Genomic DNA, 15,943 nt, shown 5'->3' with positions numbered 1-15,943 from the left:
TCTCTGCATCCACGTATCATCGATGCGATCCTCCGCCGCGCTTGGGACGTCCTCAACGAGGAGAACCGGCCCGCGTCAATTACCATGAGGCCTGTCACGGCCCCGGGGCGAAGCGGCTCCACGGCGACCATGCCGCGTTCGGGTCGACGTCGACCTTTTCGGAAGAGAACAGAACGCCGGTTGCGGTGACAACCCACACCTGCAGCCTGAGATCGGAAAGCCGCGTGACGGCAACCTGGCGAGGCGGCAACGGGAGCGCGCCGGCGTCGAGAGTGAAGTCCGCCCAGGCCGTCCAGTTGGCGTTCGGGTCGGTATCGACCCTCCAGCTGGAAAGAGGCCACCAGCACCATCGACCACCCAGAGCTCGAGGCGTCCGTCGGAGAGCGGCGCTACGGCGACCTGCCGCGCGCCGTTCGCAAGAGGACCCGCATTGACCTTCCGACTGCTCAACAGGCCGCAGGCACCATCGACCACCCAGAGCTCGAGGCGTCCGTCGGAGAGCGGCGCTACCGTGATCTGTCGCGCGCCGTTGGCGAGAGATCCTGCGTCCGTGCCGAAGTCTGCCCAGGCGGTCCAATTTGCGTTCGGGTCGGTATCGACCTTCCAAACTGGAGAGAGGCCCCGTCGACCACCCAAAGCTCCAAGCGCCCGTCGGGGAGCGGCGCTACGGCGACCTTCCGCGCGCCGTTCGCAAGAGGACCCGCATCCGCGGCGAAGTCCGCCCAGGCCGTCCAGTTGGCGTTCGGGTCGGTATTGACCTTGCAGCTACTGAGCAGGTTGCCTGCGCCGTCGATAACCCAAAGCTCCAGGCGGCCATCGGAGAGTGGCGCCCCGCGATGTCCTGAGCCCTCCCCGCAACCGCGCTAGCGTCGGCCGCGAAGTCCTGCCACGGCACCCATGCCGAGCGCGGGTTCGTCGTGCTCTTCCACGTGGTGAGTAGCCTGGGCTCGAGGCCCACAGTTCGAGCCGCCCGTCGTGCAACGGGCCAATGGCACACACGACACCTCCGGCATCACCTCGATATTCATCTGCGTCGAGAAATCCCCGAACCAGTCGACGTTCTACTGCGCCATCCTCTAACTGGAAGGGATAAGTGCCTGGGGTCCCGGGTGCCGTGATGTCGAACGAGAAGGTCGCCGAAGAACCGGGGGCACCGGAGCCGGGAGATCGACCCGACTGCGTCCCAAACGCTATTGTCCTGCGGGGCTTGAGCTGAGCCTGTAGTCGCCGCCCTGCGTCCAGGTGGCGGTGCCGTGTTCTGCATCGCGACGAGAACATTTCGACGTTGGCCTGGCCGAAGCGAGATATGCGCAGACTGGTATCGGAAAGACGCGTCGTTCAAACGCGCGTTTAGGGCGCAGAAATCCGAAACGGGAATGTCCCGCCATTCGGCAATATCCCCTTTCAGCGGGAGGCACCCGTAGACGATTCCCTGCCCGTAGTTGGCTTCATGGAAATTCGGGATGCCACCGACGAACCCCTTGTTGTACGTGTAATCATGGACGGTCCTGAACCTGGGCGCCATGCCTGCCGGATTGCCCAATTCCGCCGCCGGCACGTCCCGCCACTCGACTCCGCCGCGGATGAGGATACAGCCAAGCACGATTCCTTCGCCGTAATCGGCTTGGTGGAAATTCTGGAAGCCGGCTGCGAAGCCATTGGCGGCCGAATAGTCGTTCACCCCCTGAAACGACCCTCAAAGCTGGTCGGGTTGCTGAGCTCTTCCGCGGGAACGTCGCGCCATTCGACGAGGCCCGGCCGTAGTAGGATGCTCCCGAAGACAAGTCCATCGCCCCAATCGGCCTCGTGAAAGTTCGGGTAGCCGCTGACGAATCCGTTTCGGGCCGCATAGTCGTTAACATGCCTGAAGCGCCACGGCGCAAAGGAGATCGCGATGCGGTGGTACTGCCCGATCGTCTCCAAGATCCTCCGCCGGCACACCGCGCAGAACGGCCTCGCATGTTGGCGCATCTTGCATGTGAACACGGGCCCGTAGGCTCCGCAGTGGTAGTGTCCCGCCCCCTCGAAGAGTCCCACCGTTCCTGCCGGCATCGGGTGGTTGGTAGTGGATCGCACAATGTGCAATCGGGGTTGCTGTGGTCGGGATGGGCGTTCCCGCGCCGATGAGATCGCGCCATTTGATCCTCGTCGGATTCGTTCCGATCGTGATGTTGGGCTCGGATGGCTCGATTCTGATGCCCAGGATGCTGGGCCAGTTGTCACGGTCCGTTTCTTGGCCGCATCCAAGGAGATATTCGTATTCGTCGGCGAGTCCGAACAGCGAGCGCCCCATCTCGTGAATCGCCACGTTCTCCCAACCGGGCTCCACGGTGCTGGTTGCGACCGTGCCACCTTGGCCTGCGTGCTGCTGGGTGTTGGCGAGCACCAGAATGAGGTGCCACTCAGGTACGAAACGCGGACGACATCGATGACGAGCCCCTCGTCCACGCTCAAGGCGCGACGCACACCGCCGGAACAGAGTGACGCGTCGAAGTAGATGGCAGGCGCGGCTCCCAAGCCGCCGCAAGCCATTGGATCGTCGACGCCGCTTTCAGTAGAGGCAACATCGATGCGGAACACGTTCATTCCGCCTTGAGCCCGCCGCAAGGGCTCCTCCGTCAAGAGACGATCCGAGAAGCGCCGGGCGTATTGGGCGAATTGTTCCGCTCATCCTGTCGGAAGGCCTCGGCCACCAGGAGGTTGTTGATCATGAGGTCGCGCGGCCCGCGCACGCGCACGTCCTGCATCCCGAGGACGCGGCCGTCAGCGCTGCCCACCGGGATTCCCCCTCTTTTGGAGTGCGCCTGAGGCCACCTCGCTGACGACGATCCGGCGCTCGTGCTGGGCAGGGAGCGGTCCTTTCGCACAGCCGGGTCGGCTTGATCGGGCCGGCTCGACATGAGGCGACCGATGTCCCGTCCGGAGCGTGCGGCACGACAATGCTGAAGATGCGGTTTTGGCGGGGCGCCGGAACGTTGGTCAAAGGTCCATTGGGATCGTCGCCCCGCACCTCGACTACGTCCGACAACGGATCGTTGATCGCCATCCTGTAGAGCGGCTGGCCTCCGACGCTCCGCAACTCGAACCAGAACCCGGATCGGTCTGCCCCGAAACCGGCTGGCAGGGACGGCAGAACGGCCATGCCCAGGCGCTCCTGCCGAACAAGCTCCACGTTGGAACCTCTGACCCGGAGAGTGAGCCTCAGCGCGCGCCCTGGGACCTGGACGCTGATTTCGGACATGATTGCCTCCTGAAATCGAAGCGATTGCGGATCTTGAGCCACAGCCGCTGCGAGCGCCAACCTTGCAACCAATTGCTGAACGCACTGGCAAAAAAGGAAGTCGGCCATTTCAGTGCGATGCCTGGCGCAATGCCCGCTGCCCGTTGGCCCGCGAGGATTTCGGCACTTCTCGTTCGAAGTCGCAACTCGTTAAAGACCACGGGATGTACGCATCTTTGAAAAGCGCCTGATCGCCGCGTCCTCAACCACAAGGCTAGCCACTTCCGGAATTGGCCCAGGTTCGCGATAGGGATGCTCATTGCTGAGCACCCCCCGCACAGATCCGGACGAGCCCGATTCGAGCATCCGGCTCCTACCTTGAGAGTTTGACCGCGAAGCGTTGATTGACTTGTCGTACGCGGCCCAGCGCCTGGGTCACGCGTGCCCGGATCTGCATCCGCTGCGTGCTTTGCTGATCCGCGTTTCCCTTGGTCCCCGCCCTTCGCTCCATCGCCTCCGCCATCGGAAAACCGGTTTTGTTCGGCGACTTCACAGCTACTATGGTGGAGTCAGACTTCTTCTGATCGTGCATTGGTGGCTACAGGTCCTCACCTTCCCGCCGCGGACCATCCACTCGTAAGGGCCTGTGGCCGATCCGGAGATCTCCCGGTTTCCGTACAATGAGTTTGCGCCAGGTTTTTCGACCACGCCGGGTTGCCAAGACGCTTGCATTGGTGCTCTTGGACATATTGCCTTCCGCTACACAGACAGCGTCGGCACCCGGAATTGGTTTTCTATCGCGGCTCAATGGCTGTCCTGCACGTTCCCGTACCGACGCTTCGCCGAATCCTCGCGGATGCCTGCGCACTGTCCCAGAAACAGTTGTCCCCACGGAAGCGATCCTCCGAAAGTGCGTAGGAAGAGACTTACTTTGCTCACATTGGACCACAATCTCAAATTGCTTTTCGAACGGGTATTTTTCTGATCCTGTTCCTTTGACAGGTGCGGCAACGCCTAGGGCCAGGCGAAGAATACCTCTTGCGAAATCGCCCAAAACGAGGGAGAATACAAAAATCTCTACAGGTTCCCTGCCTCTCTAATTGGCGGCAAGTATGAGGTGCTCTCGCACCCTCGGAGTGAGCAAGATGCTTACAACATCCTTAAGCGGTCAGTTTTTGGGCCATAGGCGTGTAAGAATCTGTGGCGGATTAAGCATTTGCATCCTGGCTCTTTGCTTTGTGAGTCCGGAAATTGCTGTCGCCCAATCTGAGCCTTACTTTATGGTCGATGGAGCTCGAGTGGAGTTGCAGCCTTCGAGGAACTATCGCGCTTTTCGGCTTGACCTACCAACCGGCATACAACCTTCCGCTGTTCCGGAGCGTCTGGGCAGCCGTGTCAACGCCAGCGTTTCGCCAGCGCTTGCTCGCCACAACATCGTCGTGGTGCCGACAGGAGGTCCTCTGTCGACCGAAAGTTTAAGAACGACTTTGAACACGGTCGGGGCTATCGAGTCGGAGCCGCCCGTTTACTCGGTCGGTGGCATTGACCATGTCCTGGTGAATGAGTTCACTGTCCAGTTCGACGATGGAGTTTCCGAAGAGCAGGCAAAGTCCACGGTCGCCGAGTTCGGCGGCGCCATAACGGACGAAAGCGACAAGGGGCGCGGCCGTTATTACATCGAGTTCAAGGAGGCGGACGAACGCGAGGCGCTTTCGCGTTCAAACCAGCTCGGCCAGAGCTCCTCGGTAAGGTACTCAGAACCGAACCTCGTTCGTCTCTATCCTGCGCGACCTCGAGCAGATGCGCAGGGAGGAGCACTGGGCAGTCCTGAATGCCCTGCCAGCACTACACTCTCCGACGAGCGTTTTTCATGTCAGTGGGGGTTGGATAACAGGGGCAGTCCTGTCGGTAAGGCCAATGCCGACATCAATGCGATCGACGCGTGGCAATTGCTGGCAAGCTCAACTTTGCCGTCCGAGACTCCAGCGGCGCCGATCATCGTTGCATTGGTGGACGAAGGTGTCGACGTGGAACACGAAGACTTGAAGGACATCATCGTGCAGCCCTACGACGCGGTGGACGACGACAATGATCAGCAGCCATTGCCCGCCGACGGGCATGGCACCGCTTGCGCGGGCATTGTCGGTGCGGTTGCAAACAATGTCAAAGGCGTGGCCGGCGTAGCGCCAGGTGTCAATATCATGCCGATACGAATTGCCACCGGCAACCAGTTCGGAGGCTGGAGCACCGACAACCGCACCATTGCACGCGGTCTGGAGACCGCGGTTGATCGTGGCGCGAACGTTCTCAGTAACAGCTGGGGAGGCGGCGCTCCATCGAATCTCATCAACGACGCGATCGACTTCGGAGTTGGGAAGGAAAGGGTGTTCGTGTTTGCCGCGGGGAACGAGAACGGTCCCGTAGGCTATCCGGCGGTGCTGTCCTCCGGTCGTCCGATAATCGCGGTGGGCGCGACCAATGAGTGGGATGAAATCAAGAGTCCGACCTCGCAGGATGGTGAGAACTGGTGGGGGAGCAATTTCGGTCCAGAGATCGTCGTTGCAGCGCCAGGCGTGCACATTCACACGACAGACATCACCGGCTCGGCTGGCTATGACGAGGGTAATTACACGTCAACATTTAATGGCACGTCGAGTGCAACGCCTTTCGTAGCTGGAATCGCCGCCGTTCTGCTCTCCCGCAACCCAGACCTGACTCCAGACCAAGTGCGGGACATCATTAGTAGAAACGCCGACGACCTGGGTGATCCCGGGTTCGACGACTTCTACGGCCACGGCCGCGTAAATGCTCTAAAGGCGCTGCAAGCAGTCAACTAAACAGCGACTATTGGGGTCCCACGTCAGAGGGGCTATGAAATGTTTGGCATTCAGGCGGAATTGTACCGCGGTTGCCGCGGAGCTTTCTTGACAGTGCTATGCCTGGTGGCTTCAGACGCGGTTGCCATCGACCAGAAATCGCCACCCGCTGAATCTGTGGAAGTCATCGTTGAGTTCACCGGCCTTTCCACCTCCGCAGACATTCTGAAGGTGGTCTCCTCCATGTATTCGGAGTTCGGCAACGACACAATAGCGCCGAAGCCGGTGACAGCTCAAAAAGGCGATTCGCCATGTGCCCTACTGCGCCAGGCCCTCCAGTTGCCTGGATGTCCCGCACAGGAGGTTCGGGAAACGTTCGAGGTGTTCAATCACACGAAAGATGGCGATCTGTATCCAGGAAAGGCTTACCAGATACCAAACGTTGATATTAGCGCGTTCACGTACACGACCATTGTAGATGAATACAACTCGAAGCCTTTTAGAAATGATCCTTTCGATTCGTCAGAAATATTGCGTCAGCAAAGCTGGAACCCCTTTGTCCGAAGCGTTCAAAGGGGCAATCCAGGGTCAAAGTCGCTGGTCGAACTGGAGGGCAAGCGTGTTAAGCTGCGCATGAAGGACGCGGATGCAGCGATCCAGGCAATCAAACACGTTCAAGAGCTGGACCTACAATCCGTGACGGTTCACACAAACATTTCCTCAACAGGAAGGAGCAAATATAGCCAGCACTTCGTGGCGCCCAAAGCCCAGAACGGTGTTTGTCCGACGCCCGAGGGTCAGGAGGGCGCTTACTGGCATTTGCTTGATTGGCTTACTCAGTGGGATGTGCCCCAATGTGCAAAAGACTGCACGCCTGGTGTCCAGTGCCCACAGATCGTGCTTGTCGACCAGACAATCCACCCGCACACTGAGCTGAAGTCGCACGTAACGTATGTCAACCTGACTGGGGAAGAGCGTGACTATTCGCGCCCCGAGTACTGCGGTGACGGCACCGCTGTCGAGCCGGCTGATCAATGCCGCTTTGAAGACTTCCGACGTCAGTGCCATCACGGCACTTCTTTGGCTAGCGTGATAGGTAGCGTCCACAACGGGAGTGGATTTGCAGGCCTGAGTCCGGCCAATCAGGTCATCTCCTTCGACTGGAATTTGGCCAGCACAGATGATCTCATTCACTTGGTACGCCAGCGCTCGGCACCAGATTTCCAGGACATCAATGGGCCGCAGATCTATCTGTTCGCAAGCAAGTTTCCGGATATCGTCGCCGAAATACGCCGCGAGGCCGACGCGAACGATTTCTCGACCCCGTCCTATTCTGAGACCTTTTTGAATGGCGAAGAACTAAAGGACCCCGAGACTCGGCACACGGAGCAAGGGACGGTCGCGGCTATTCTTGCTGCCCGGCAGCTCTGGATCGTTGCAGCAGGCCAGCCGGACAGCGGAGCACCGCACCGGCTGCACGAGCGATCACCATTTGCACCCATGAATCTTGGCGACAATGAGCACGTAGTCGTAGTTACGGCTTGCGAAAAATGTGGCTGGCCCGAAGCGAACATCTATAGGGGTGCGAACTTTGCTGACCTGGATGACAAGCAGTTCGTGACGATAGCTGCTCCCGGGTTCGGCTACCTCACCCCTCGGGAAAGCGACGACAGCTATGCAAAGGAACATGGCGGAACCTCGCAGGCTGCCGCTTTTGTCGCGGGACTTGCCGCGGCGATGGTCAACTGCGCACCGGATTCCTACACCCAACGAAGTTTCAATGGCATTGAAGCTGCCGCATTGAAGAAAAGGCTGGTGGTGACCAGCCGTCCAATGCTTCAAAAGGACGGAAGTGGGCATTTCACCCCTGGCATCGTGGATCCGCAAGTCGCTCTTCTTGATCCCCGTAAAGATTGGTATCTGGAGCTGCCTCAGTTGGGCGGAGCCGATTACAGCAACGCCAGCGTTGACCATTGGTGTAAGGAGCGGATCGAATACTCTTACGAGGATGGTCAGCGAGGCTCCAAGTCTACCAAGAACACTCTCCGAGTTCGCTCCATCCCCGACAAATTTTGGCCAGACGGTAATCGCCGTTGGTACATCTACGGCTCGCTGGCCGACCCCACTAGTAATCGCGCGACCGTGGACATAGTCGGTCCGGTCCTTCTCGACCCTGCATTCGAGGAACAAGCGCTGGTCAAACTTTCCGAGGGCAGCACCCTGAAGCTTGGGGAGCTCGACGACCTTATCCTGTCTCGGCACAAACCGTGGGCGCAGCAATGCAACTCCCAGTAGGATCGCTACCCAATTGGCTAGGGGTGGGACTTGTCGCTCTGACCGCCGCTACATTTGACGCAAGTCAGGCGGCAAATTGCCTCGGCCCCGCACCGGTGACCGAGCTTGGTGAAATCGCCAATCCCAGTCCAGCCCTTGTCCTATCGAAGAACAACAGGCTGGAGCGCCTCGCCTATGATGGCCCTGAGATACGGTACATGAGGCCCCGGATCACGGTTTCTGGCCAGCCCGGCGCGCGCTGGACGCTTGCTATTCACGACTCGCAGATGCGAGTGCTGCAAACTTTTAGTGATCTTGATTTTGTCGGACGGAGCCACGCTTGGGCAGCCCGAATGCAGCATAGAGAGCTCTTCGCGACCCTTAGCGACCTTGAAAACCCACAAGACCTCTCTATAATTATTGACAACGTTCTGGTGCTGCCCGAGCGCAGCGGCACAACCTTCTATTCAGTCCAGGCCGACGATCCGAGCCAAGCCGCCTGGCTCCCATTGTTTAATGAAAATGTCGACTTTAAGGACCGGCGATTGGGGCAGTCGGTTGGCATGCTGCTCATCGCGACCGGTTCCAAACCAAAGGCTTGCACCGGCGTTGCTGTTGCGCGCGATCTGGTCCTTACCAATTGGCATTGTGCCCCAACGCTGCTCGCCACAATCGATGGAGTGGTAGAGATTCCCGATCAATTCTGGACGAAAGACCACTGCAGCAATACGATGGTCGATTTTTCCTGGGACGGTGATGCTATCAGCGGGGATTTCAGTTGCACCAAAGTTGTCGCAAAAAGCAGAGATCTCGATTATGCCCTTTTGCGGGTTGCCCCGGACGGGCGCGACCGGACCGTGCCCATTGCACGCCTCCGTACAACCAGGCCGAGAGGTGGAGTGTTGAAGCTCGTTCATCATCCATTGGCGGACCAAAAGCAAATCACCGTAAACTGTCAGTTCGGAGTGAATCGCAGCCGCACTAGCTGGCTAGGAGGCCGGGCCGGGACCGAGTTCGAGCACGTCTGTGATTCAGAAGCTGGCAGCTCCGGGGCCCCCGTGTTCGACAGCGAAGGGTTCGTTATCGGCCTACATCACCTAGGTTTCGATAGAAACAAGACAACTTGCAAACCAATTGATGCTGTCAACAAGGCAGTCTGGATGGACGTCATTTTAAATGACATAAAGAAGCAGCTCTCGATCATGCCGAAAGATCTCGGTTTTATTGTGGACCAGCATTAGGGGCCGGCGCTTGCCGTTACCAAAGGATTGGGAAGCGACATGGTCACGAACCGTCGTAAGCGGCCACTTCAAAATTGACAACAAACACAATTCGGAATATTCTTGTCACATATAGTCAGAACAAATTTAGTTCGAACTCAAGACACAGAGAGAGGTCTGCTGCCAGCTTATTTGACCAATGAACTCTGGGAGCGAGGGGGGCTATGAGATATTCTTTGACTGACACTTTTTGGAGTTCCCGTAGCTTTTTAAACTGGGTCCATCCGGTTACGACAGTCCAAAGCGGGTTTGCCGCCCACTTTTATTTTTCTGCTCGTCAGTATGCGTGGATTACGTCGCCATACCGAAATGTCGCCATACCGAAATAAAGGCAATCGGATTCCATAGGAGAGAGAAATGGTTACCCGGCGCGCTGTGCTCGTCTCGACGGCAGCAATAGGCACGGTGGTCTTCGCAGCGACACTTCCCGGAATGCGTGTAGCCGCACAGGCGATCCCTCCACAGCGTCGTAGCCTAAAAGGCATGGATCTGGATGATCCGATCCTTCAAACACTGCGCGATTTCGTGACGATGATGAAGGATCCGGCCCGCAACGGCCAGAACGTGAGCTGGGTTGGGTTCTCCGACATTCATGGCTCCTTCGCGGTGGGATTCAACAAGTGTCCGCACGGCAATTGGTACTTTCTGCCGTGGCACCGCAGCTATGTTCGAATGTATGAGGTGGCGGCGCGTGCACTCACCGGTAACGCTGACTTCGCCATGCCCTATTGGGACTGGACCGAGCAGCCGGACTTCCCGGCTGCCTTCGGCGACGCCGAATTCGACGGCCAACCCAATCCCCTCTACCTCACAGGGCGTTTGCTGGAGACCGGCGACGCGATCTCGCCGACCGTAACCGGTCCCATGGTACTAGACGCGATCTATGCAAGCCAGACCTACGAAGAATTCGGAAGTTCCCGGGCCATCGGTCAGAACAGCACCGATCCGAGCTGGATCATGCAAGGTGGAACACAGGGTCTGCTGGAGTTTAATCCGCACAACAACGTGCATTGCGATGTCGCGGGGCCATTCATGTGCTCCGGCGCTTCACCACAGGACCCGATTTTTCAGATGCATCACTGCAACATCGATCGCATCTGGGACGAGTGGAACTGGCGAGGCAACGCCAACAGCGGTGATCCACTGTGGTTGAACATGTCGTTTACTGACCATTTCTTTGATCCGAACGGGGCTGCCTACACGGACGTGGTCAACCAGTTGCTTGAGGTCGAACCGCTTGGCTATACCTACAGGCCGGCTCCGCCGGAAAAACCACCTGTACCGGTAGTGTACGATCCTGGGCGTTCCCTCTATCTCGCGGCGCTCTACGGCGCACCGGGGGGGTTCGAGGGAATGGTTCCGAATCCGTCGATCGGCGCAATCAATGCAACAGCCTTCCCCGACAAACCCCTGAGCGTGTCGCTTGCTGTAGGCGGCATGAACCTTGCACGTGCCGTGGATCCGTCTACCGAGGCCGCACTGGAGACCGCAGGCCTTGCAAGGCAGCAGGTCTATGCATTCATCCGCAGGATGGAGCCGTCCGACAGCGAAACGACGCAACTCAAAGTCTTTGTGAACCTTCCAGATGCGCGTGCCGATACGTCGATCGAGAACAATGCGAACTACGTGACGACCATAGGATTCTTCGGTCCGAACACGGTGCATGGTAGCCACGATATGCGCCCATCCGTGGCGGTGGATCTTACGCCTGCCTTGCGACGTCTAGCCGCATCCGGCGACTTATCCACTGACGACATTTCGATTCAGCTTGTTCCTGTTGCGCGCCACGCGGGTGCCGTTGCCGAACCTGTGGGTGTGACTGAAGTTGAACTTGCGATTGTGTAGCGCCATATCCAAGGTCGTCTTCGTCATTGCAAAGGAATCCTTGTGTTTTCCCGCAACTTCAGGGTCTGGCTTACCGTTTGGGCTCTATTGCTGGCGGTGGTCCGGGTGACCGCCGCCGGGAATGATGCAACCCCGCCGCGCCTTGTTGTACAGGGCCGACCGCTCCAACTGTGCATAGGCGCCGATGCTGCCGGTTTAGCTGAGGTTTTTGGCGGGACGCGGCGGGCGGTTCTCGTAGTCCATTCGTACGTTCCTCCGGCTGATGGTGGCGCTTCCCTTGAGGTCACCCTGACCGCGACCGGCGTAACCACTCGCATCGGTTTTTTTCCAGGGGGGCCGTTCAAGGCGGAAACACCGGGAAACGCACGGCGTTACTTCCTGCCGTCACCGAAGGGCTTGGCCGCAACCGAACTGTGCTACACCGTCAAGGTGCTCGGCGGTGTCGGTGCTGCTGTCGAAGTTTCAATGGCGTTGTCGGACGAACTTCCGCGATAGAGCCTTGGGATTCTTGCTATCGAAGCAAAGCCACATGCAGCGAGTCGCGCGTACAAAACCGTTTATGAGTACGTGTCCTAGGCTTTTCGAGAGTCGCAGAATGAAGCGACGTCACTTGAGGTCTAATGAGTCGTCCGTGAACAATGAAGGCGGATCAGGCTGCGACGGGTTTTGTCAGGCAATGGATGAGCACCAGCGAGAACAGCCAGACAATGCGCATGACACCGGGTTCGTCGGTGAAGTTCACGACAAAACGGGCGAAGTCGACCTGCGCCTGATAGCCCGCCGGCGTCTCGAACCGCACCTCGAATGGCTTGACCCGATCCTCGGGTCGGATCGCCGCGACGAAGCGCTTCACGGCGGTGTAGGCGCCGTCGTAGCCACGCTCGCGAATCTCGCGCGTCAGCCGCACGGCACTCAGGTCGGGATAAGCGGCGACGCGGTCACGCAGATAGTCGACAAAGTGCGCGATCTTGTTCGGCCGCCCCACCTTCGAGCCCGCGCTCGATGTATTTGCGGACCGTCTTAGGGTCGCGACCGGTGCGCCGGGCGATCGCCATCACGGACAGTCCCTGGCGGTGTAGATCCAATATCATCAGAAGTTCTCCAAGTTGGACCACCAGCGCTGCTCCGATTCCGATCAAATCGGAACGGATCATCGACGCCAGAGCGAAAGCCGCCAGTTCCGGGACGCGTCCCGGAACTGGCGGCAACGGCGCCAACTAGGGAATTTTCGATGCCCACAATCGGGGAGTATTCAACGCCCGATGACAGGCTTGTTCGGGATCGGCAGCGTTGCGCATCTCGACGAGGAAGTTGGACGCGACTTCATACGCCGCGAAGTCGCTTCGCGGGGATCCGTCAGGCGGCATGGGCAAGCCGCAGTTCGCTCTATCGCCTCCCGCAACTCGGCGCGGTTCATCGCCGCAATCGGCTTGGGTCCGTGCCGCACGGCAGCCGCCCTCATTGCATCCTCTCCCGCGTCGCCGTCACGGCCGCCGACGAGATGTTGGCGAACGTGTCGAGTATCGCCCTGTAATCCGGCGCCGGCTCATCGCTGCCATGATGCCGCGGCGATTCGTCGTCTCGATCCGCCAGGCCGGCGAATTCGATCAACGCGCGGCCGGCGGCAACCCTCGCGGCTGCGGGCGCCTTGTCGCTTTGCGCGACCTGTACCAGAGCGTTCAGGCCAATCGCTCCGGCGCGGGCTCGCTGGCGCGTCAGTTCGCGCATAATTAGCTCTTGGACGTAAGAGCTTTCCAGCGCTCGCCTTCCCAAGTCGACAGCGGACTTCTCGCTATAGCCTGCCTCGATCGCGGCCCCAGTGGCGTTGCCAGCGTTACGTGCGCGGCGAACCTTGTTTGCAGATCAGTTCTGGATGCAGGCATGGCTGTACTTTCCCATCGAACGTCGATAGGTATATTTTCCCACATCGCGGCTCGAAAAGCCAGCCCTGTCGCTGCCGGGCGTAGGTGCGCGCCGGGGCACCCGCGGCAGCCGTCAAACGAGCTTTTCCATTCATCGCTGTGACCAATATGTGACCACAGCTACACGCGCGAGCCGCCGGTCAATTGCAATCCTTTGTTTTCATTCGATTATTTATGGCGCGCCCGAAGAGATTCGAACTCCTGATCATTCGTCGTTTGAGCGGCCAAGGATCTAGCGCCCGCGTCGCGATTCGAGCGCGGGACCTCCACCTTCCGAACGCGGAGCGGCTAGCAGACCCCTGCCCCAAGCAAGCCACAGACGAGCATGCCGGATACGATGATCGGTTCACCTTCGGTCGTTCCCTGGCGTCTCGCCGCATGCCCAGTCCGACGGCATTGGCCCGATAACGGACTGGCCAACATTCGGGATGAGGGTTTTCACAAGCCGTCGTTTCGCTAGCGCCCCCCACGTCAGCGCGTTGGCAGCCAGCGAACTGACGATTCTTGTTGACGATGAGGCCGAAAGGCTGCGGTATTAAGGAAATATGCTGGTGAGGAGAAATCCTAGTGATCAAGCACATAAAACTGGGCCAGCTCTCTGCATTACTTGCGACATTTTTTTTCGCCGCAGCCTTCGCCTTTTCCGCGAGAAGCCAGGAAATCGAACTACGATTTGCATCAACCCCAGCCTATGAAGAGCTTATTGGCTCAGCCCAAAAGGCATTTGAAGACATCATCAAGGTCGGCGGTATCTTCCGGATAGTTGATGTTGAGCTGGGCGATGAACAAGCTCTGCGGCTAAGCTTGGCGCAGGGTAGTGCTGACATTTCGGTGATTCCAGCATCCAGCGGGGCCTTGCCTGTCGGATCCTACGTGGCCGGCGCCGGTGTCCCCGGAAGCCGCAAGCGCCAGGACAGCGAAGTTGGTGCACTTGAACTAGCAAGTATGGAACGCGACGGGCTGGCCGGCCTTGCTTTTTGGAATGCGCCGCCACGTTTGATTTCATCAAGCACCAAGCTCGATCAGATTGACGATCTGGCTGGATTGAGAATTCAAGCGGTCGACCCTGGCCAGAGAGCAATCCTAGAAGCGTACGATGCGCTGCCCCAGGATCTTAGTTTGGGCGAGGTGGAAGCTGCGCTAAAGGATGGAACGATCGAAGCCGTGGCCGAGCAAGCGGATAGTAAAAGCCACACTTCCGTCGTTCAGACTGTGATAGCTGATGCAGGTTCGACGGTCGAATTCTACTTTGTTGCGCGAAAGGAGTTTTGGGCCTCCCTGCCCCCTCGTGCAAGAAGTGGGCTGGCCGAGGCCGCCAAATCCGCTGGGATCGTTTCGGACGCGAATGCGCTGGCACGAAATAACGAAAGCCTTCAGAAACTTGCTGCACAGGGTGCGAAGATCATTTCCGCCGACAGCGGCCGCCAGCACGAAGTGTTTGCCAGCGCGCTAGCCGCTTGGACAAACAGGGAGGACAGGCCTAGCGCAGAGATCCTGTCGCTAGCTTACGCCAAGTCCTTCGCGAGCCCTGCTGTCGCGCAGGCGCGTGCAGGTTCGGCTGCAGCGACGCGTAAAGTATTCTTCGCGACCAATCGAGCGGAGAACCCTGATGAAGATATCGAGTTCCGGTTTGGCACTAACATCGTCACAGGGGGCTTGATACTGGGCACCGTTGAGGTCGAACTAAAAGGTGGGCGCGCCCTCGACGACGATTTGGAGGACGTGGCTACCCTGAAGTCCCTAGTTCTTTCCGCGTCCGAGAGCGATTTTGCAAATGCTGTGTCGCACGACGCAAGCGCGACCAATGATGGCGTGCTCGTGTTTGTTCATGGATACGGCAACCGTTTCGGCGACGCCGTCAGGCGGGCAGCGCACCTCGCCGTCGCGACCGGTTTCTCCGGCCCAATTGTCATCTTCAGCTGGCCAAGCGAAGGCGAGACGCTCCTATACAGCCATGATGAGGATCGTATCCAAGCGACTCAACCGGATTTCCGGAAGCTAGTGAGCTTAGTCGAGAAAAGCGTTGGCCGGCAGCGCGTAAACTTGCTGGCTCACAGTATGGGAGCAAGGGTCCTTCTTGGCTTAGTAGACACTCTGTCGGCAATCCCGCAGGACGATGGTGCTTTTCGCTCGGTTACCATTGCTGCCGGCGACACACCTAACGAAGTACTGGCGAAGCAGGTCGGTGCCTTAAAGCGTTTGTCACCTCAGGTGACGGTCTATTTCTCGCAAGAAGACCGGGCGCTTTGGGTTTCGCGACAGCTGCACAATAAGGTCAGGCTTGGCAACAATCGCGCTGATCAGCTTTTCAAGGACATTGAGACGGCACCACTCAAAGACTCAGGATTTGATTTTGTCGACGTACGGTTCATCGACGATGACATCCTGACTTTCAGTCCGCGCCATTCTTATCTATTCGATAAACCAGCGGCGGTCAGTGATTACGCCCGGCTTTTGGTGGAGGACATGCCAGCGTCAGCACGTCAGAGCGGTTTTCCTGAGTCGCTGTCTCCTCAACGGGAAGGGGCCGAACGCTTTTGGCAGCTTAACCCAGACTGAGACTTCCGGTTTGCTTCAGGAATTGCC

11 protein-coding genes and 2 pseudogenes are annotated in these 15,943 nt (G+C 58.7%); 6 read left to right on the top strand and 7 right to left on the bottom strand.

What is annotated here, in order from left to right; translation table 11 throughout:
- Window positions 1-94 precede the first annotated feature (94 nt).
- From AC0L28_RS29155 to AC0L28_RS29135, 5 genes are all read right to left on the bottom strand, one after another.
- On the bottom strand, window positions 95-250 hold the full coding sequence (locus AC0L28_RS29155; protein WP_473481659.1) for a hypothetical protein: 156 nt from the start codon (window positions 248-250) through the stop codon (window positions 95-97).
- A 1,427-nt stretch (window positions 251-1,677) separates the two neighbouring features.
- A complete protein-coding gene (locus AC0L28_RS29150; protein ID WP_473481696.1) occupies window positions 1,678-1,923 on the bottom strand; it encodes a hypothetical protein in 246 nt (81 codons plus the stop codon).
- The gene (locus AC0L28_RS29145; protein WP_473481657.1) at window positions 1,856-2,527 is read right to left on the bottom strand and encodes a M64 family metallopeptidase; all 672 of its coding nucleotides are present in this window, start codon (window positions 2,525-2,527) and stop codon (window positions 1,856-1,858) included. Before AC0L28_RS29145 ends, AC0L28_RS29150 begins: the two co-directional genes overlap by 68 nt.
- A gap of 91 nt (window positions 2,528-2,618) precedes the next feature.
- A complete protein-coding gene (locus AC0L28_RS29140) occupies window positions 2,619-2,777 on the bottom strand; it encodes a hypothetical protein (RefSeq protein WP_473481655.1) in 159 nt (52 codons plus the stop codon).
- An 816-nt stretch (window positions 2,778-3,593) separates the two neighbouring features.
- On the bottom strand, window positions 3,594-3,812 hold the full coding sequence (locus tag AC0L28_RS29135) for a hypothetical protein (RefSeq protein ID WP_473481653.1): 219 nt from the start codon (window positions 3,810-3,812) through the stop codon (window positions 3,594-3,596).
- A 706-nt stretch (window positions 3,813-4,518) separates the two neighbouring features.
- Here AC0L28_RS29135 and AC0L28_RS29130 point away from each other — a divergent pair.
- From AC0L28_RS29130 to AC0L28_RS29110, 5 genes are all read left to right on the top strand, one after another.
- On the top strand, window positions 4,519-6,057 hold the full coding sequence (locus AC0L28_RS29130; RefSeq protein WP_473481651.1) for a S8 family serine peptidase: 1,539 nt from the start codon (window positions 4,519-4,521) through the stop codon (window positions 6,055-6,057).
- A 39-nt stretch (window positions 6,058-6,096) separates the two neighbouring features.
- Window positions 6,097-8,331 (top strand): S8 family serine peptidase, encoded by a 2,235-nt coding sequence (locus AC0L28_RS29125; protein ID WP_473481649.1) that lies wholly within the window; start codon window positions 6,097-6,099, stop codon window positions 8,329-8,331.
- Between the two features lie 95 nt (window positions 8,332-8,426).
- Window positions 8,427-9,551, top strand: a complete 1,125-nt coding sequence (locus tag AC0L28_RS29120; protein ID WP_473481647.1) for a trypsin-like serine peptidase — start codon at window positions 8,427-8,429, stop codon at window positions 9,549-9,551.
- 396 nt (window positions 9,552-9,947) lie between these two features.
- The gene (locus AC0L28_RS29115; protein WP_473481645.1) at window positions 9,948-11,435 is read left to right on the top strand and encodes a tyrosinase family protein; all 1,488 of its coding nucleotides are present in this window, start codon (window positions 9,948-9,950) and stop codon (window positions 11,433-11,435) included.
- A gap of 42 nt (window positions 11,436-11,477) precedes the next feature.
- The gene (locus tag AC0L28_RS29110) at window positions 11,478-11,930 is read left to right on the top strand and encodes a hypothetical protein (protein WP_473481643.1); all 453 of its coding nucleotides are present in this window, start codon (window positions 11,478-11,480) and stop codon (window positions 11,928-11,930) included.
- A gap of 181 nt (window positions 11,931-12,111) precedes the next feature.
- Here the strand turns inward: AC0L28_RS29110 and AC0L28_RS29105 are convergent.
- Both AC0L28_RS29105 and AC0L28_RS29100 read right to left on the bottom strand, forming a co-directional pair.
- Window positions 12,112-12,550: pseudogene (locus AC0L28_RS29105) on the bottom strand (helix-turn-helix domain-containing protein); the annotation flags it as partial.
- A gap of 343 nt (window positions 12,551-12,893) precedes the next feature.
- Window positions 12,894-13,253: pseudogene (locus tag AC0L28_RS29100) on the bottom strand (hypothetical protein); the annotation flags it as partial.
- A 671-nt stretch (window positions 13,254-13,924) separates the two neighbouring features.
- Here AC0L28_RS29100 and dctP point away from each other — a divergent pair.
- Entirely contained in the window at window positions 13,925-15,916 is a 1,992-nt protein-coding gene (gene dctP / locus AC0L28_RS29095) for a TRAP transporter substrate-binding protein DctP (protein WP_473481641.1), read from the top strand.
- The last annotated feature ends 27 nt before the right edge of the window (window positions 15,917-15,943 follow it).

The sequence above is a fragment of the Mesorhizobium sp. WSM4847 genome, from assembly GCF_055811335.1.
This window is presented reverse-complemented; position numbering and strand designations above follow the sequence as displayed.

Bases quoted from the DNA above. Each gene is read 5' to 3' on its own strand.
- AC0L28_RS29135 (WP_473481653.1), bottom strand. From the start codon at position 3,812: ATGCACGATCAGAAGAAGTCTGACTCCACCATAGTAGCTGTGAAGTCG.
- AC0L28_RS29125 (WP_473481649.1), top strand. From the start codon at position 6,097: ATGTTTGGCATTCAGGCGGAATTGTACCGCGGTTGCCGCGGAGCTTTC.
- AC0L28_RS29115 (WP_473481645.1), top strand. From the start codon at position 9,948: ATGGTTACCCGGCGCGCTGTGCTCGTCTCGACGGCAGCAATAGGCACG.